This window comes from Corynebacterium sp. LK10, from assembly GCF_008042455.1.
In the GTDB taxonomy this organism is placed as follows: Bacteria; Actinomycetota; Actinomycetes; order Mycobacteriales; family Mycobacteriaceae; genus Corynebacterium; species Corynebacterium jeikeium_D.
The window spans coordinates 385,801-403,877 of sequence record NZ_NOVT01000017.1 but is presented as its reverse complement, the minus strand read 5'-3'; the positions used below and the strand labels follow the sequence as shown (position 1 = coordinate 403,877).

The window sequence follows — 18,077 nt, the reverse complement described above, 5'->3', positions numbered from 1 at the left end:
GGTGCCGGACTAGTCCAGGCGTACGACGGCGATTGCGTAGTCGCCGTCGTGCGAGATGCTTAACGACGGCCCCAGCTGCCACTCCTGATCGTGGAAATGGCGGCTCACAGCACCGTGGAGACTGATGCTCACGCGACCGTAGGCATCCGGCTGCACCTCTATTTCCCGCCAGTCCAGCTGATCGCGCGCAATCGGCGGTTGGCTGCCGAAGAGGGTCTGCGACCAGGCCTTGATGAAGGCTTCCTTCGCAGCCCAGCGGCCCGCTAAGTGACGCGCCAGCGCGCCGCCGACTGCTCCGCGGCGCCTAGCTACCAGTAGCTCCGCAGGTGTGAAAACAGCCTGCGCGAACTGACTTCCTGGCATATTCAGCTGCTCTTCGAAGCCCGGAATATAGACGAGGTCTACGCCAATCATGGCTGGAGGACACCATCGATCAGACGGGCGCCGTCGGAAAGCAGAACTGCCTTTTCCAATGCAGCGGGTGAACCGAACCGACCACCGTCCGCCAGGTTTCGCTCGCGTGGACGCTCGTAGAGGGCTTCTCCACCGTAAATAGCCTCATCAATGCGACGCAGACCAGCCGCTTCGCGGTTGTACGCCGCGGACCGCCAACGCTCCGCAGCCTCAGCGCCATCGTGCTGCACTATCGCTTGGTAGAAAGCTTCCGGATGCACGACTGCCACCAGTGCCGAGACATGTCCGAACCCGAGCGAGGTAACAAAGCCAGCCTTCAGCGGCAACGTATTGCCGAAATTGACTGCCTTCGTTGGCCATACCAGACGCGAATGCTCAGCCAATGCGGGATCGACGCAGTCCAGCGATCGATTACCTGGCACAATGCCGCTGCGCAACACCTGGGTCAGACCAATGATCTGGAACGCTGCAGCACCACCCTTAGCGTGTCCCGTCAGCGATTTCTGAGAGACCACCAACAGCGGGTTAGAGCGCTCGCGACCGAGTTCATCTGCAATGCGTTCATGCAGTTCGGACTCATTTGGGTCGTTGGCATTGGTCGAGGTGTCGTGCTTGGACAACACCGCGACCTGATCCGCAGTGACATCGAGTGCTGCAAGGGCGCGAGCCAACCGAGACTTCTCGCCGCCCTGAGCGGCCGCTAGCGCGCCCAAACCCGGCGCCGGAATGGATGTGTGCGCGCCGTCGGCGAAGGACTGGGCGTATGCGACGACACCGAGCACGGGGAGCCCCATGTCACGGGCGATGTCTCCGCGAGCCAACAGCACCGTGCCACCGCCTTGCGATTCCACAAAACCTCCGCGTCGACGATCGTTCGGCCTGGAGAAGTACTCATGCTCGATGCCTTTGTTTTCCATGGTGGCGGAGTCAGCTGTGGCGGCCATGTCGCCGAAACCTGTGATTCCCTCTGTGGATAGGTCATCAAAGCCACCCGCGACAACAAAATCTGCCTTACCCAGGGCAATCTTGTCGACGCCCTCCTCCACCGACACCGCTGCCGTCGCACAGGCTGCCACAGGGTGAATCATCTGCCCGTAGCCACCGACATACGACTGCATAACGTGGGCGGCAATAACATTTGGCAATGCCTCTTGCAGGACGTCATTGGCTCGCGGTTGCCCCAGCAGACCGTCGATGTAAAGACTGCGCAGCGACTCCATCGCACCAATACCTGTGCCCTGTGTCGACGACACTCGCGCCGGGTTGACCGCTTCCAGCAGCTGCGCTGGGCTGAAGCCCGATGACAAGAAGGCATCGACAGTACAGACAATGTTCCACAAGCTCACGCGGTCCAGATTGTCCATCATGTCTGCCGGAATACCGTAGCGTGCCGGGTCAAAGCCCTGCGGAATTTGACCGCCAACATAGCGGCTCATCGCCATTCGGCGTGGAACCTGAACTGGCGTGCCAGCGGCCCGTGTCACAAGCCACTGCCCTGTCTCGGCATCGAAGCTCGCAGTGGTGTTGTCCGGGTTGGAACTGACAAAAGTCTCCGCTGCCGCGCGGTCACGCACAGCAAAGCTCAACGCACGATCCAGGTAGACCGTGGTCAGCTCAGTCATCGTATTGTCAACCAAATCGCCATCATCGGCGTAACGACGCACACCAACTCGCGCCAGTACTTCATCGCGGTAGCGCGTAGCAATGTCGCTTTCTGCCAACGGTTGCCCGTCGGCATCGCGCCAGCCACCCTCATAGGAAATCAGCCCCATTGACCAGGCTAATTCCACAATTCCTGCTGCAGAAATATCATCGACTTCAGCCTCAAAGCGCGTCCGGGAAGAACCGTACGGCCCAAGCTCACCGGCGCCCACAATGACCACCATGTCCTCCGGAGCCGCTGCGATGTCACCAAAGGTCGGTGTTGCCTGCGCAATTGGTCGGCGTGGGCTTGGCAGACCGCTCAGAACACGGCTTGACGACGGCTCCTGCGAACGCGCCCCGCTAGCGACCTCGGAGCTTTGAGCTGTTGGGCCAGCCGCCTGCGCAGCCTCCTGCGCCAATTGCGCAATGTTGAGGTCGACGTCACCCAATCCGCCGGTGAGATCGGCCTGAATCGGGCGGGTTTGTGCCTTCTTCCGAGCCTCCGAGCTCGCGAGCTCAATGAGTTCAGCTGCCATTTCTTCGGTGGAGAAGGTGCGAACTCCCTTTGTTTCCACTGCAGCAACCAGCGGATCGTTTCCACCCATCAGGTTGGTGCCTCGAACCCAACCAATCTGTGCATGAGCCAGAGTGGCGCGGGTGCGCCAAGCGTCCTCCACATTCCAGCGCGCCACCACTGCATCGAGTGCGGCCTTGGCTTCACCATAGGCACCATCACCGCCGAAGCGACCACGGTTCGGTGAACCCGGCAGCACCACATGCAAACGATGGTCCAGATTATTGTCCCCGCCAAGTGCTGATATCCCTGCGATGAGTCGTTCCACCGACCACAGAAGCAGACGCATTTGGGTCTCGGACGCAGGACCGGCGTCGGCAAGCGAACCTGAGACCGTAGGCGCCGCGAACGGGAATAGCAGCGTCGGTGACAGCGCGGGCTTGGTCACAACCACTTCCGCACCAATCGTCGTAGTCTGCTCGGTTCCGATCCAGTCGATAAGGGAATCCAGGTCCTGGAAGCTGGACAGGTTCGCCGGTACCACCCACAGCTTCGCCTCGCCCTGCGCATGCATACGGTAGAGCTGCTTGTAGAAGCTCAGGCGCTCATGTCCCAGGCGTGAGGTAGTGACAACAACGGTTGCGCCCTGAGACAACAACTGTGCAGTTACGGCGGAGCCAATCGAATTTGGCGATGCACCGGTAACAACAGCGATGTCGGCATTCATCGGCAGTTCATCCACATTCGTGATGGCCTCATCCGACAGCTGTCGGTAGATACTCGCCAACTGTGCCCGCCCTGCCTCGTCTGCCTTGGCAGCCCACCACTGTGCCTGCTCGACTGCGGTTTCGTGGATACTGCCCGGCGCGGTGTCAGCCACGTCTTCATCAGTGGCTGCCCAGAGGCGTGCTAGGTCATCGCGGGAGGTGGCCCAGCGGTCGTCGAGAAGCACTGCCTTGGTGGGCGTAAACGTCGGGGTGACCAGCTTCGGCCAGTCCGCACCGAGTTCAGCAGTGACGAGATTTACCAGGTTGCTGTCGGCGTCTTCGGCATCGAAGTCAATGGCACCGGTAATTTCGTGGCCGAGTTGCTCCAGAATCGTGCGTGCAGCGGTGGCAAGAATTCCTCGTTGACCAGTCAGTTTATCTGCAAACTCAGTGAGTGCAGCCGAGTCGACCATCCCAGCACTACTGTCGCTTGCCGACGGCTTAGCGACAGATACACCTCGTTGCGAGGCGACCGCGAGGATTGCTTCATCGATCAGCTGGTTGAGTTCAGCAGTACTGGTTGGGGCGGCCGGCGCCAGATGCGCAAGATCACCACCGCGCAGGGATGCGCCCTCGCGAGTACCGAGCATGATCTCGGCGCTAACTGCGGTTGCCCACCCCTTGCCGAGCTGCCATTCATCGGCCACATAGTCATCGATGTAATTCGCGCCTGCACCGGCAGGACCGGTAATCCGGCGAATACCGTCGGCAATGGCTTCGGAGAGAATCGGGCCGAATGCGGAATATCCACTGGCCAAGCTATCAATCTTGTCCTTTAGATCAGCCAGTTCCGCATCTGCGGCCCCTTCGATTGAACCGAGGTCGAATTCGACTCCGAGATCGAGCAGCAGTTGATTGCGTCGAGATGAGACTCCATCGACCAGAGTCTCAATGGAGTCGGCGGCACCGAGCTGGTCGGGACGTACCTTCGTCCATTGGCAAATAAGAACTTCCAACGCTTCTGCCGGGCTGACTGCGATATCAGCAACTTCGGCAGCCGGAGTGGCAGCACTCGTGATCGTGGTTGCCTGTTCGGTCGCCGCGAGTTGGTCGACAGATACTGCCGGCTCCGCTGCTCCTGCTGCTCCTGTTTCTCCCGCTGCTCCAGATAGAGCCTGCGCCGTGTCCTGCTCCGGTGTCACCTCCGACTCGAGCTCAGTCTTTTCCGGCTGAATTTGGTCGCGCATAAACACTGCATCAGCATCACGTTCGAGATTGAGTACTCGAATGTCACGGCTTCGGTGACGGGGCAACTGGCAGGTGCGGGCAGCCAGGTTTGCCAGTGTGGGCGCTGTACCTACACCAACTTCAATAATGCGGCTGACGCCGAGATCCTCAAGCAGCAGATCCTGCGTTTCGATCCACCTCACCGGTGAGCAGAATTGCCAGGCCAGTAACTCGACCAGCAACATGCGGGCCAGGCGCGCCGGGTTTTCAGCGGCAGTATCAAAGTCGGCAAGGATTTGTTCCAAAATGTCTGAGTCGACGACTGCAGCCATCTGGCGGACGAACTTCTCAGTCAGCTCAAAAGAGGTCGCGGTGAGATTCGGGATATAGCGTCCCACCAGGCGCTCTGGAGTGATTTCCGCTGGCAGCAGCCGCTCCAAGTGTTTACGGAAGGAATCCACACCGTCGCGTAGGACACTGGAGTGGAATGGCACATCAATACCTGGGATACGCACGTATCCCTTGCCGTCCGAGCTGCGGCGCTCGCACTGTTCAGCCAGTGCCGCAAGACCCGCGACGGTGCCGGCGACGGCGTACTGCTTGCCTGCCAGGTTGAGATTTACGACTTCGAGGAACTCACCGGTTTCCTGCGACAACCGATTAACAAACTCAGTGACCTCGTCCTCGCGTACGCCGATCTTGTCCGGACGCAGGGCGCACAAACCATAGTTGGACCTCCCCTGCTCATCACGTTCGACCAGTTCATGCATGGTCAAACCGCGGCGGTAGACAACCTCCAACGCGGCATCTGCGTCAAGCGCACCAGCGAAAGCCGCCAGCGCGTTGTACTCACCGACAGAGTGTCCCGCAAAGTGAGCTGTTTCATCCAGCAGCCCTGCTTCACGGAGCTCCGCAACCTGCGCCAGCCCCAACGTCGCCATCGCAACCTGGGTGAACTGAGTCAGATTCAGGACACCTTCTGGGTGGAAATAGCGCACACCATCCACAACCACCTCTACCGGGTTGTCCCGAACAATAGCCAGTACGGAAAAGCCAAGCTTCTCTCGGGTCATCGCATCCGCCTGGTCCCACACGCGGCGGGCCGCTACGCTGCGAGTCCGGGCAGACAGCCCCATCCCCTGTGATTGAATTCCCTGGCCAGGGAAGACATATGCAGTCGTCGGTGCGGCAATTACAGCAGTGGCAGTCAGTACCAGCTCGCCCTCTACTGTGGCCGTGACTTCACGGACTTCACCGGCGCCTGGACGGTCATCAAAACCACGGCGTTCGACAGAGAATTTCACTTCCTGACCAGGTAGAACCGGACTCAGCATAGTAGCCGTGAACTCAATCACCCGATTGCCAATGCCGGCATCCGACGTGGCAACAGCCGCATGCTCGGCCATTGCAGACAGCCACATTCCATGGACAATAACCCCTGGTAGACCAGCTAGCGCTGCCGCGCGGGAATCGACGTGGATAGGATTGCGATCGCCTGTGACACAGCTAAATGGCTCCATCGCCTTAGGCGCTTCCACGGTCAACGCACCGCGGAAACTCCGTGGCGTGTCCGTGACCGTTGGAAATGGCACAGTATTGGTCCGTGCTGTCTCGCCGCCGTTTCGGCCACGAATGGCAAACCGTTCGCTCAAGGTGGCGAGCAGCGTATCGCCATCACGAACCTCCGCGCGCACCACAACTAGTCGCCCTAAGTCCGTATCAACGACCTCATCGACACGCGCGCTAATCCGCAACGTTGTGGTTTCCTGCGGCAGAGCCCCAATCATACGAATGTGATGCTCAAGGTGAACAAGCGCGAGCATGCCCTCAACAACATCAATGCCGGTCTCAGTACGCGCCTGCGCGACTGCCGCAAAAATCGCTGGCCAAGCATGCCCGACCAACGCGTCCGGCACCGTCGCCTGCGACTCATCGCCGGCAGCTGCAATAGTGACCGCATCGTAGTCAGCCATCGCCATCGGATCCCACTCGGATTCCCACTCCGCGACCCCATCGACGATGTTTGCAAGCTCACCGCCAGCCGCGATTCGCGTCAGCTCCCGCATCGCGGCTGCCGCATCCTCATGCTTGACGACGGGCACTGCGCCCACCGCTGCACTCTGGCACAGGCGAATTCGCAGTTGCGTATTCTCCCCCGCAGCATCGGGCAGCGGAACGGTCAGCTGTGCCCAGACGAGCTCCTCCCCGCCCTCATCATTGCTGCCATCAACTCCAATGGTCTCCAAAATGGCACCAGTACCTGGGTGCTCCAGGCGTTGTGAACGAGAGACATCACTTGCGTCAGATACACATACCCACTCATGTTCCGCGCCAAGTGCCAGCGCCGGATTCGGCTGCTGTCGACCAGCCCACCAAATCACAGGTGCTGCGAGCATCCGGCTGAGGGCGTCAACAGGTGCCTCCGGCAGGTAGCCGGTATCCATCAATGCCTGTGCAGTAGCTTTTTCAAACCGACCCAGAATTTCCGCTACTGGCTCATTCGCGCGGGTAATGCCCGAAACAGCCTGCGGCCCTGGGATGATGCAGACTTGATCCGCATCGTAGCGAGAGTCATGCGCCTGCCATAGGGAGTCCGATCGCCACCAGCGACGAACCTCATCATCGATAACCGGAACGAATGGCACAGGTTTGCCAGGTGTGCGGCAGAGCTCAGAGATAAAGAAGGTGACATCTGCTGGGTGGAGCTGGGTATCCAGATCCAGCAGGCCGGACAGTCGCGAGATTTCGTTCTGCGGCTGAGTGCGCAAGCTGTCGCCGTCGGCAAGCGCGTCAAACGTGCCCGCGTCGACTGCATTCAATCGTGCCTCTACGCGATCGACGAGTGCGACAAAGCGCGTCGACCACGTTGGATCGAGGAACGTCCCTTCGGGCGCACACAATTCGAGATAGCGATTCAGCACCTCGGCATACGTCATGGTGCTGACATCCCCGAAGTACGGCTTCGCGGTGGCGTTAATTGCCTCGATGATCTCTGCGCGTCGTTCAGTGACCTTAGTGAGGTCACCTGCGACTTCGTCAAGCAATCTGCCTGCGCGTGCTGCGGCGTTATCAATTTCGTGGATATCAGCGCCCAACTGGCTGCGTCCCGACGCCATGCCATCCATGGCGCTACCAGCGGGGATCCAGTTGTCAGTGCCGACGGTGTCGACCAGCATCTGTTTCACGGACTCAGAGGCGGTCGACTCCTTGGCTGCCATCGCAGCTGTGCCGATGATGACAGCATCGACCGGCATCGGCGCCAATCCGTACCGTGTCGACCACGTGCCCATCAGATAATCACGGGCCTGTTCTGGCTTGCCGATACCGCCGCCAACAGCAAGCACCACATCTCGCTTGCGGATCTTTGCGTAGGTGTTAATTAGCAGGTCATCGAGGTCTTCCCAGGAATGGTGGCCGCCGGCACGCCCACCTTCAACCTGCATGATGATTGGATACGGTGTGCCCTGCTGCGCCAAGGTGTCTGCAATTTCGAGCACCGACTCGATTTGTGCGATTGTGCCCGGTTTGAAGGAGATATGCGGAATCCCGCCCTCACGCAGCTGCTTTACTAGCTCAACTGCCTCGTCCACCTCGGGGATTCCCGCGGAGATGGTGACTCCATCAATCGGTCGCCCCGCTGCCACTGCGCGCGGGAGCAAACGGCGGCTTCCAATGTGCAAACCCCACAGGTACGGATCCAAAAACATGGTGTTGAACTGTGCACTGCGCCCCTCCTCGAGCAGATCGGAGAGTCGCGCCACATTAGCCTCGAAGATTTCCGGCGTGACTTGGCCGCCACCGGCCAGCTCCGCCCAGAACCCCGCATTCGCAGCAGCCGCCACGATCTCAGGGTCAACGGTTGTCGGGGTCATACCGCCGAGCAGAATTGGCGAGCGCCCGGTCAACTTGGTGAACTTCGTCTCGACACGGGGCTTGTCTCCAGTGACCAGACGCGGCGCAAACTCCAGCCACGATGTCGGATGCTCAATGTCGCTCTCAGACAGGACGCCCCTACCCGCAGCTGTCGCCGCAGGAATCACCGCCACGCCATAGCCTTCAGCGTTACGTTCTGTCAGCTTGACGACGCCTGTGTTCGGCCCCAAATCCAAAATGGTGGTTGCTCCTTGGTCGATGAGCCCCCGTACCTCGGCGCTCCAGTCACTGGGGTCAACCAAGATTGCACGCGCAAGCCGGTCCGCCGTTTCCGCATCTAGCCCAATGCGCTCAGCTCGCTCCACTACCCATGCCACAGCAGGTACCAGCGCTGGGTGATGGAATGCGCCACTAACTGGCAGAACTGTACATTCGACTTTCCGACCCTTCGGCTGCTGCGTTGTGAGCTGCTCTGCCAGCTGGTCTAGTTCATCCTGCTTGCCGATAACTACGCTGGTAGTCTGCGTATTCTTCAGACCGATGACACAGCCCTGGGGGAGGAAAGGCTCCAACTCCTCGACCGTCAGGCCAGAGATACTCATCATCGGCGCGCGCCCAAATCCGGCTACTCGGCTTCCGCGCGCACACGCCACACCGATGAGGCGAGCTAGCGCCAGAAGCTCTGCTGCCTTCTCTGGGCGAGCGACAATCTCAGCGGCAAGAACACCTTGCGAATGACCGGTTACCGCTACCGCTTCGGTGATATTAATTCCCTGCTTTTCCAGCAACTCGACAATGCCCAACTGTGCCAAGACGATGCCCGGGACGCTGACCGCAGGGTTGGTTGTATCTCCGGTAAATGGCTCGTCTGTAACGAGTGAGATTGCCCAGCCGAAGGGGTCGAAACCTGCGGGAAGCTGGCCGATGAGATCGTCGTCAAGCGGTGCGAGCAGTTCCTCAGCGCGAGTGAAAACTTCCCGTAGTTTCTTTGAGTTGCCACTGGCCATGACGCTGGAGAGAGTGTCCAGCCATGGTTGCGATTGACCGGCGAAAGTGACTGCAAAAGTACCCAGGTCTGGAGCAGTTACGACATTGGTCTGCAAAGTGGCGAGTTTTTCGTATTTCACGTGGCTGAGGTCCTTGTCTTGTGGAGTACGAAATGAAAACATCTTTTGTTTCCAAATCCTTGCCAGGACACTATGCCATAAATCATGAGGAATCCATCATGTTTTTCTCGTGCGGTTTTGTGATGCCATCAACGCGAAGATAATTTGCAACCCCAAAACGAGAGGCCGAACACGGCTGCGAAATCAGCGAGTACAACGCTTCTAAAATGAAAGAACTTCGCAGGTAGAAAACAGTGTTCCCCTGTCGAGAAATTGCTTGCACTTCACCACTCTGTCAGCACCGGCAGTGGAAAATGAAGCCCGGAAGACTGAGCCAATTTATGCCCAATCGGTGATGAACATCACACCCGGAATGCGTGTCAATGGGCGCCGAGAACGCTCAATCTTTCCTCGATTAATCGCCTAGCATATCCAGAATTGTGGACTCCGCTTCTTCTAAGCGCCGCTCTGACTCTTCAAGGTCCTGCTGCGACTTACCATCGCGCTCGACCTTGCCGTCGAAGATTGCGCAGGGATCATCGTTGACCACAGTGTCGTCGGGAACTATGCCACGACGCGCCATGTACTCATCCAGATGCATCGAGATGCTCATGTTGCCTCCCTGCTTCCACCTTACGATTCAAGATACGATTCGATCAGCGTCATTGTATCGACAGATTCGATTGCCCTACGCAGTGGAATGAGCGGACAGAGGTTTCCCAGAATGGTACTCACGCGCGCTGTGCGGCTGCCCCGTCTTGCGTTCCCCTTATCGATGCGAAAACTGTCGCAGGTCTACAGCTGGTCTGGTGGCCAGGGCTTTCCGTCAGGGAAGTATCTGTCATATTTCCAGCCCAGACGGAAGGGGAGGACGTACTTCTGGGGACTGTTGTTCGCTTCCCACATTGACTTTGGTTTGGTTGCCCGCTCGGCTTCTTCCCGGTCGGTGTACACCCCGTAACAGATAGGGTCCCAGAAGTTGCTATCGGTGATTTCGAGAGTGGGGGTGCCGGTGAATACTCCATAGAGGAGTTGGTCGCGGCTTTCGACCTCGACCTCGAAATCTTCCCAGGTACCAATCATGTCGCCAGGTTGTGCACGCCACCAGTCGTCTATCTTGCGGGCGGTCTCCTCGGACTCGACGAACCCGCCGAGAGGTTCAGTGTTATCCGGATAGCGGGGATAAACGACGCAGACAACAATTTTCATAGTCATGGTTCTACACCGTGCACGGGAGATTAGCGACCTTGGAATAGCTTCGGGCGGGAAATGGGGCAGATTTTGGGCACGCAGCGTAATGAGGGCGAAAAATCTGGCGGGCTGGAGAACGAAAACACCCCGTGACCTGCATAGTCACGGGGTATTTATGTGTGCGCCTGGGGAGACTTGAACTCCCACGCCCTAAGGCACTGGAACCTAAATCCAGCGCGTCTGCCAATTCCGCCACAGGCGCCCGTCGCGAATCCGTGACAGTTACGTACAGTCCCCGTAAGCATGGACTACCTATTAGCCACCTACAGGCACAACGAACTTTCACAGCTCATTTGGACTGTACACACTTTAACGGGTTTGCCGCAGATTTCCTAATGTCCCATCCCCTGCCTATCCAGCGAGCGCGCTAGCTTGGCAGGTCACGGACTAGCTATGGTGGTTATGTGTCCACTTCACAGCATTCCAATACCACTGACAAGCCAGCGAAGATTCCCACTCGTACCCGCGTGGTGCAACTAATCTTCTTGGCTCTTGCAGTCGGCGCCACTCTTGCACTCGCCTACTGGCAGCTCAGCAGGTGGAACACAACCAGCTCATTCCAAAACCTGGGCTACGCACTGCAGTGGCCAGCTTTCGGCCTGTTCTTTATTTGGGCCTACCGCAAATACATGGAGTACGAACGCGAACGCCTGAGCGGCAATAGCGAGGCCGCATTTGAGGCTAAAGACGATGTCATGACGGAAATTCCAGACGAATTCCTGCCGACCAACCCAGATGGCTCGCGAAAGGTGCAGCGTGTGGATGAGACACAATCGACGGATTCTGGCACCAACGCCTAGGCGATAACTGCTTATTCGAGAAAAGGACTTTTAGTGACCAACATCAATCCAGATCGTCAAGAGCGCGTAAGGAAGGCACTGACGTACTTCTCCGTCACCGCCTACTTCACGGGTGTGATGCTGCTCTTGCTGTGTGCCGAGATGATTTACAAGTACCTCATCCTCGACAACTCCGCCGACGCGCCGCGGTGGTTCTTCTACACCGCCCAGATTCACGGCTTCGGCTACATGGCATTCCTCATTGCCACCGTAAACCTGGGTACCAAGGCCCGCTGGGAACCAGCAAAGTGGATTATCACCGCGCTCGGTGGCGTGGTCCCGTTCCTCTCCTTCTTCGTCGAGAAGAAGCGTCGTGAGGAAGTCGAGACCGCTTTCCAGCTGAAGTAGCGGGCTCTCGGCAGCCCGAGGGCTACCCCTTAGCCTCAACCTCAGCCAGAATTTTCAGCGCCGGAGTCAAGGCACGCAGTGCACGCCCCCTGTGGCTAAAAGCGTCCTTGTCTTCGGCGCTCATTTGTGCCGCAGACAAGGCCCCCTCAGCTTCGTTGCCCTCCCCAACTGCGGGCGCGAACACCGGATCGTAGCCGAACCCATTGTCCCCAACAGGCTCGCGCAGAATGGCGCCAGGCCAGCGGCCCTCTACAACCAGCAGCAGATTACCGGCTTCATCGAGGACGGCTGGGAAACCGCCGTCGGCAAGCGCGGACGGCACCTCCTTGACACCGGGGACGACCAACGCGCAGGCGGTACGGAAGGACGCCGTACGACGCTCATCTGGGCAGTCCCCCATCTGGGCGAGCAGCAGCTCGTAGTTAGCGACATCGTCGCCGTGAGTGCCGGACCAGCGCGCCGAGAGCACACCCGGCATGCCGTTTAGCTCATCGACGCTGAGCCCCGAATCGTCTGCCAAGCACGCGTAGCCGGTGTGTGTCGCACCATCGAAAGCCTTGATGTAGGCGTTGTCCGCAAAAGTGCGACCGGTTTCGGGGCGCTCTGGGTACTCCGGGACGTCGCTAAGCGAAAGAAGTTCCACCGAATCAATACCCGCCGCACGCAGGATGCGGTCGAGCTCGACTAGTTTTTTAGAATTTCGGGTAGCGACGAGGAGCTTCACGGCAGCTCACCCGGGTACGGCGCACGCAGAACTTCCTGCTGCAGGGCAACGAGCTCACGCAGACCCTTTTCCGCCGAGTCGAGCATGTCATTCAGCTGACCTCGGTCAAAGGTGCCTTCCTCGCCAGTGCCCTGGATTTCGACGAACTTGCCCTCTGCGGTCATCACCACGTTGAGGTCGACCTCAGCGCGAGAGTCCTCCTCGTAAGGCAGATCCAGGCAGACACGGCCATCAATAATGCCAACCGAAACAGCTGCGACTGGTGCCTTCAGCGGGGTGCCCGGAACTGCACCCGCTGCATGCAGGTAGGTCAGGGCATCAGCCAGCGCGACGTACGCACCGGTGATGGAAGCGGTTCGGGTACCACCATCCGCCTGCAGAACATCACAGTCGATGTTGATGGTGTTCTCACCGAGTTCCTTCAAGTCGATAGCAGCTCGCAAGGAGCGACCGATCAGACGGGAAATCTCGTGAGTGCGACCCTTGACCTTGCCGCGCATTGACTCGCGGGGCATGCGCTCGTGGGTAGAGGCCGGCAGCATGGAGTACTCAGCGGTCAACCAGCCCTCGCCGGAGTCACGCTTGAATCGTGGCACCGACTGTTCGACGGAAGCGGTGCACATTACACGCGTATTACCGAAAGTAACCAGCACAGAACCGGCCGGATTGTCGGTGAAGCCGCGAGTGATGGTCACCTTGCGCATTTCATCAACCGCGCGTCCATCGGCACGGCGAAAATCGGAATTAGCTGTAGTCATGCCAACTACCCTACCGCCCGGCGCGGAAGCGGTGCGACAGCTGTACGGAAACCCGATAGTCGCTGTGACTAGCCGCCTAGCTCCATGCCCAGGTAGGCCAATTCAACGTCACCGGCAAAGGTGCTCTTCGCAGCACGTAGTGCTTCTTCACCGTCGGCGTATGGCGGAATGTGAGTCAGCACCAGCTTCTTAACCCCCGCCAGCGTCGCTGCCTTTCCGGCCTCAAAGCCTGTCAGGTGCATGTCCGGTGGGGTGCCCTCTTCGTTGCTGCACCATGTGGCTTCGCAGATGAAGATATCCGCATCCCGCGCCAGCTCCACCAATTCATCGGTCCACGCAGTATCTCCGGTGTACGCAATGGTCAGACCATCTGCTTCAATGCGATATCCAACAGCTGGCACCGGGTGGACCATGTTATACGGCGTGACGACGGCGCCTCCGTCCGCTTCGCCCCCACCGACTAACAGTGGCTCACCGGGGTTACTCACAACCTGATCAAAAGTGTCTTCCAGGTTGGCATCTTCTTCACTTCCCAGTGCTTTGCACATGGTGCCTATCCGATCGTGAATGTCTCCGGGGCCAACCAGGAGATTCCGGGAACTCGCCGGGGCTGTCGGGTGGAAGCGACGCCAGACGAGCAGCCCTGGAATGTCTGCAGTGTGGTCTGGGTGCACATGAGTTAGTAACAAATCACAAGCTGCAGGATCAGAGATCTTCTGCAATTCGGCGAGGACACCGGGACCCAAATCAATGACAAAGGTTCGACCGTTATCCAGCTCAATGAGGTAGCCAGATGCTGGCGCCGATGGGCCACCCATGCTGCCTGTACATCCCAGAACCTTCAATCGCATACTTCAAGCTTGCCATGTAATTGATCAAAAACGAGCAAAAAACCAATGGAGTGTCTGGATTTAATAAGAAAGGTCACATTTGGGAATGCATAGGGACCTGGCTAATACCCGGCCCAAGGAAGCGCTTTGCCAGGGATGCAAAAACTTGCGGATCTCCAGTGGATTCGAATGTGCGCACAGGGTTCGGATTACTCTCCGGGTCAGCGAGCATGTCGGTCTTTGTGAGGATGCGCAGAACATCCTTCGACGTCTCCTCCGCCGACGACACTAGGGCGACGTCCTCCCCCATAGCCAGCTGAATCACACCAGACAGCAGCGGATAGTGGGTGCAGCCCAGCACGAGGGTGTCCACACCATCGGCCTGCAATGGCGCGAGGTAGCCCTCTGCAAGTCCCAGAATCTGGCGACCGGAGGTAATTCCTCGCTCGACAAAGTCCACGAATCGCGGGCAGTCGACCGCGGAGACATCCACGCCGGGCACTGCATCAAAGAGATCTTGGTAGGCACGGGAGCGAATTGTGGCGGCGGTACCGATTACGCCGACTTTTCCGTTCCTGGTGGTCGAGACCGCACGGCGCACAGCGGGCAGAATGACCTCGACTACTGGGACTGGGTAGCGCTCGCGGGCATCACGCAAAAATGCGGCCGAAGCCGTGTTGCAGGCAATGACAATCATCTTGCAGCCGCGTGCAACCAGTTCATCGGCAATCGCTTCAGCGTGCTGACGAACCTCGGCGATGCGCAGCGGCCCGTAAGGGCCGTTGGCAGTATCGCCGATGTACATAATCGACTCGTGCGGCAGCTGATCCATGATGGCACGTGCCACTGTCAGCCCACCGACGCCGGAGTCAAAGATGCCAATCGGCGCTGTTCGGTCGGGGAAGCCGCTATCCTGCGCTGTCAGCTGATTGACTGCCTGAGTTTCTGCTCCTGCTCCCACCGCTATCTGGACTCCTCATATCGTTGGTCAAACACCGAAGCTCCTATTCTAGGCCGATTTCGTCAGGAGCTGATGCCACGTACCTCGGGCTCTTAGCGACGTGCACTCTTAGCCACGTGCACGACCGCGCTTAAACATCACCGCAGCCCAGATGCCCGCAAGCCCACCGAAGAGGTGCATCTGCCAACTAACAGCCATCTGTGTTGGCAGCACTCCCCAGATAAGACCCGAATACATCGATGCCAGAATCACGCCCAAAATAATCTGCATCACCCGACGATTCACGAAACCGCGTACGACCAAAAACGCCAGCCAGCCGTAAATCAGGCCGGACGCACCGATGTGGACGGTATTTACACCGCCGACCAGCCAGGTCAGACCGCCGCCAACGACCGTAATCAAGAGTGTGACCTGCCAAAATAGCCGCTTCGACGACATTGCAATCAAACCGGCGAACAACGCCCCGGGCAGAGAGTTCGCCACAATGTGCCCGTAATCTGCGTGCAGCAGCGGTGCGGTCAAAATTCCCCACAGCGTCGAGGTTTCGCGTGGGCGCACACCGAAGTTGTTCAGCGCCCCACCAAAGATGAATTCGTTGACAAGAAAGACCGTCCAGATAAGTGCCAGGTACCCAATAGCCGTACTGATGGCCGCCCCGAGCCCGCCGTCGCGATCCTGTGGAACAATCTGATTATTCCGCCGCGTCTGCACGGGACCGCCCATCGGGTACTGCGCATAGTTCTGGTAATTCTGCTGTTGTCCCGAGCTCCATTGCGGATTCATTGGCGAACTTCCTTCACTACTTGTCCAGCATCTCTGACAGCGCGGCTACTTCCGCGCGTCCCGTTGCACTCATCACAGCATCGACAATAGCCATCTGCACCGCATCGGCCGCCATCGCAGCCAACAGGGCCACCACATCCGAGCCCACGGGTTCAGCGTTTCCGCTATCCGCCGCCTCGGCCGAGCTGAGGGCAAACAGCGTGTCACCGTCCATCGGCGCATGAGCCGGCCGAATCGCTCGCGCCAACCCGTCATGACCGCACATCGCCAACCGCTTCAACTGCGCAGTTGTCACCGGCGCATTGGTTATCAACGTGCCAATCGTTGTGTTTCGCGTGCTTGCCGACGATTCCCCGTGTCCAGCCGCATCGGCGAGAATCTTGGTCCTACCGACGAAAACCTGGTCCAGCTGCGCCAATGCCTCCTTGCTGGCACCGGCAGCCGCGGGCATTCCGTAAAGGTGTCCCTCCGGGTCAATGACCGCACCAAAGGAGTTGACAACCATTGCGGCAGCCACAAAGTACTTACCATCGGCGGAGGTCACACGGGCTTGTCCAAAACCACCCTTGATTGCCCCGGCCATAGCGCCGACACCGGCACCTACTGTCCCGGAGGGAGTGTCCTCCGGGACGTCGTCAAGCGCGTGAGACAACGCCTCGCGCCCGAGTGCAGCGGTGGGCAGCGTCGGCTCCCCCAACAGCAAGTCGAAGATGACAGCACCGGGAACGATGGGCACGAGGATATCCGGACGAGTTGGGGTGACCTCAAAGCCAATGCCGCGGTCGCGCAGTTCGCGCATAGCTCCGTCGGCAGCTGCGAGGCCGTACGCGGAGCCGCCAGCCAAAACGACAGCGTGGACGCGTTCGACGGTATTCTCCGGTGCGAGCAGGTCGGTCTCGCGGGTGCCCGGACCGCCGCCGCGGACATCGACAGCGCCGACAGCGCCGCCTGGAGCGGCGATGACGGTGACTCCGGTATCCCCCTCAGCAGCATGGCCGATGGAGATGCCGTCGATGGAGTCGAGACAGCCTGCGCCGATGTCGATGCTCGTGCCCAGCGCAGCACTGCTGGCTTGGTGTCGAATGTCGGTGGGGCTGATTGCGAAGATCTCAGAATTCATTGTCGACCACGGCACCTTTCACCACAGTTCATGGCAGCTAACCTCAGTTGATTACTGCATCTTTTCGGGGTTTTGCTCGGATTCGCTACTCACCCATGAGCTGGTCCAACAGTGACTCTTGGTTGTAGGACAGCCACTGGTACATCGCGTCGGTCTGCTCAATCTGTTCGATGGAGCCATTGAGGTTCTCCATGGAAACATGCAGGTAAATACGTAAGTCATTGATACCCGCTACCCAGGCATGGGCATCACTTTCCGAAATGGATACCTGCCCCGACTCGGCGGGCTCCAGGGCATCGATAATCGCACGCAGGGAATGGAGCTTGCTCTCTACAATCTCCGATTCATGCAGCTGGCGCATGAAAGCGTTTTCCCCCTCCACGCTCTCCTCACCCGGCTTGGTGAAGTCCGGCAACAGTCGCGCAAGCTTCGGATCGGATGGGGCCTCGGAGTGTCCGACAGGCATTCCCGTCATTTCCGCGAGCTCATCCTTCGGCGCCGACCGGGCTCGCTCCATCAGCGAGTCCGCCACAGTAGCAGCCAGATTCAGCAGCAAATCCCGCTCCGTGCCTTCAAAAGCCGTGACGTACTTGACGCCACCGCCGAGAAGGGATCGCTTGCGCTTCCAAGGACGCATGTAAATTCTCTCCCGCTGTCGAATATCGGCTTAGTCAGCCTGCTCCATTGTTGCCCACAAGCCTGCCTTGTGGAGCTTCTTCACATCGGCCTCCACCTTGTCACGCTCACCGGAAGACACGATTGCCTTGCCCTCCGTGTGAACCGTCATCATTAGCGCGTGCGCCTTCTTTCGGTCCATGCCGAAGAGCATCTGAAACACGTAGGTGACATAACTCATCGAATTAACCTGGTCATCCCACACAATGCACTGCCAGGGTCGGTTCGATTCCGTCACGACATCGGCATCCATAGTGGGCATCGGTGTTGCTGCTGGCATGCTCATAGGCACCAGGATAGTAC

Annotated in this window: 14 protein-coding genes and 1 tRNA gene; 2 read left to right on the top strand and 13 right to left on the bottom strand. The window is 58.9% G+C overall.

Annotated features, from left to right (window positions below):
• Positions 1-9: 9 nt before the first annotated feature.
• The 5 genes from CHU70_RS07250 to CHU70_RS07230 form a co-directional block, all read right to left on the bottom strand.
• A complete protein-coding gene (locus CHU70_RS07250; RefSeq protein WP_016422272.1) occupies positions 10-414 on the bottom strand; it encodes a holo-ACP synthase in 405 nt (134 codons plus the stop codon).
• Positions 411-9,548: a type I polyketide synthase gene (locus CHU70_RS07245; protein ID WP_222865519.1), complete on the bottom strand. Its 9,138-nt coding sequence runs from the start codon at positions 9,546-9,548 to the stop codon at positions 411-413. Before CHU70_RS07245 ends, CHU70_RS07250 begins: the two co-directional genes overlap by 4 nt.
• A 352-nt stretch (positions 9,549-9,900) precedes the next feature.
• Entirely contained in the window at positions 9,901-10,098 is a 198-nt protein-coding gene (locus CHU70_RS07240; protein WP_016422270.1) for a hypothetical protein, read from the bottom strand.
• A gap of 182 nt (positions 10,099-10,280) precedes the next feature.
• Positions 10,281-10,700 carry a hypothetical protein gene (locus tag CHU70_RS07235; protein ID WP_126107924.1) on the bottom strand — a complete coding sequence of 140 codons (420 nt, stop codon included), beginning with the start codon at positions 10,698-10,700 and terminating at the stop codon, positions 10,281-10,283.
• Positions 10,701-10,856: 156 nt separating this feature from the next.
• Positions 10,857-10,938: transfer RNA gene (locus tag CHU70_RS07230), tRNA-Leu, on the bottom strand.
• 202 nt (positions 10,939-11,140) lie between these two features.
• On the opposite strand from CHU70_RS07230, the gene CHU70_RS07225 reads away from it, so the two are divergent.
• Both CHU70_RS07225 and CHU70_RS07220 read left to right on the top strand, forming a co-directional pair.
• The gene (locus tag CHU70_RS07225; protein WP_016422268.1) at positions 11,141-11,536 is read left to right on the top strand and encodes a hypothetical protein; all 396 of its coding nucleotides are present in this window, start codon (positions 11,141-11,143) and stop codon (positions 11,534-11,536) included.
• A gap of 33 nt (positions 11,537-11,569) precedes the next feature.
• Positions 11,570-11,923 carry a DUF3817 domain-containing protein gene (locus CHU70_RS07220; RefSeq protein WP_005511118.1) on the top strand — a complete coding sequence of 118 codons (354 nt, stop codon included), beginning with the start codon at positions 11,570-11,572 and terminating at the stop codon, positions 11,921-11,923.
• Between the two features lie 22 nt (positions 11,924-11,945).
• Here CHU70_RS07220 and CHU70_RS07215 read toward each other — a convergent pair whose 3' ends face one another.
• The 8 genes from CHU70_RS07215 to clpS all read right to left on the bottom strand — a co-directional run bounded on the left by CHU70_RS07215 (position 11,946) and on the right by clpS (position 18,060).
• Positions 11,946-12,647, bottom strand: coding sequence for a non-canonical purine NTP pyrophosphatase (locus CHU70_RS07215; protein WP_016422267.1), 702 nt, complete (start codon positions 12,645-12,647; stop codon positions 11,946-11,948).
• Positions 12,644-13,405 (bottom strand): ribonuclease PH, encoded by a 762-nt coding sequence (gene rph, locus CHU70_RS07210; protein WP_049193334.1) that lies wholly within the window; start codon positions 13,403-13,405, stop codon positions 12,644-12,646. Before rph ends, CHU70_RS07215 begins: the two co-directional genes overlap by 4 nt.
• Positions 13,406-13,473: 68 nt before the next feature.
• Positions 13,474-14,256 (bottom strand): MBL fold metallo-hydrolase, encoded by a 783-nt coding sequence (locus CHU70_RS07205; RefSeq protein WP_042388494.1) that lies wholly within the window; start codon positions 14,254-14,256, stop codon positions 13,474-13,476.
• Between the two features lie 73 nt (positions 14,257-14,329).
• On the bottom strand, positions 14,330-15,196 hold the full coding sequence (gene murI, locus CHU70_RS07200) for a glutamate racemase (protein ID WP_370547983.1): 867 nt from the start codon (positions 15,194-15,196) through the stop codon (positions 14,330-14,332).
• 108 nt (positions 15,197-15,304) lie between these two features.
• Positions 15,305-15,979, bottom strand: a complete 675-nt coding sequence (locus CHU70_RS07195) for a rhomboid family intramembrane serine protease (protein ID WP_016422263.1) — start codon at positions 15,977-15,979, stop codon at positions 15,305-15,307.
• Between the two features lie 16 nt (positions 15,980-15,995).
• Positions 15,996-17,099, bottom strand: a complete 1,104-nt coding sequence (locus CHU70_RS07190; protein WP_069359085.1) for a P1 family peptidase — start codon at positions 17,097-17,099, stop codon at positions 15,996-15,998.
• 85 nt (positions 17,100-17,184) lie between these two features.
• Positions 17,185-17,736: a DUF2017 domain-containing protein gene (locus tag CHU70_RS07185; RefSeq protein WP_070546264.1), complete on the bottom strand. Its 552-nt coding sequence runs from the start codon at positions 17,734-17,736 to the stop codon at positions 17,185-17,187.
• 30 nt (positions 17,737-17,766) lie between these two features.
• Complete coding sequence (gene clpS, locus CHU70_RS07180; protein WP_005511165.1) at positions 17,767-18,060, bottom strand: ATP-dependent Clp protease adapter ClpS; 294 nt, start codon at positions 18,058-18,060, stop codon at positions 17,767-17,769.
• Positions 18,061-18,077 lie beyond the last annotated feature (17 nt).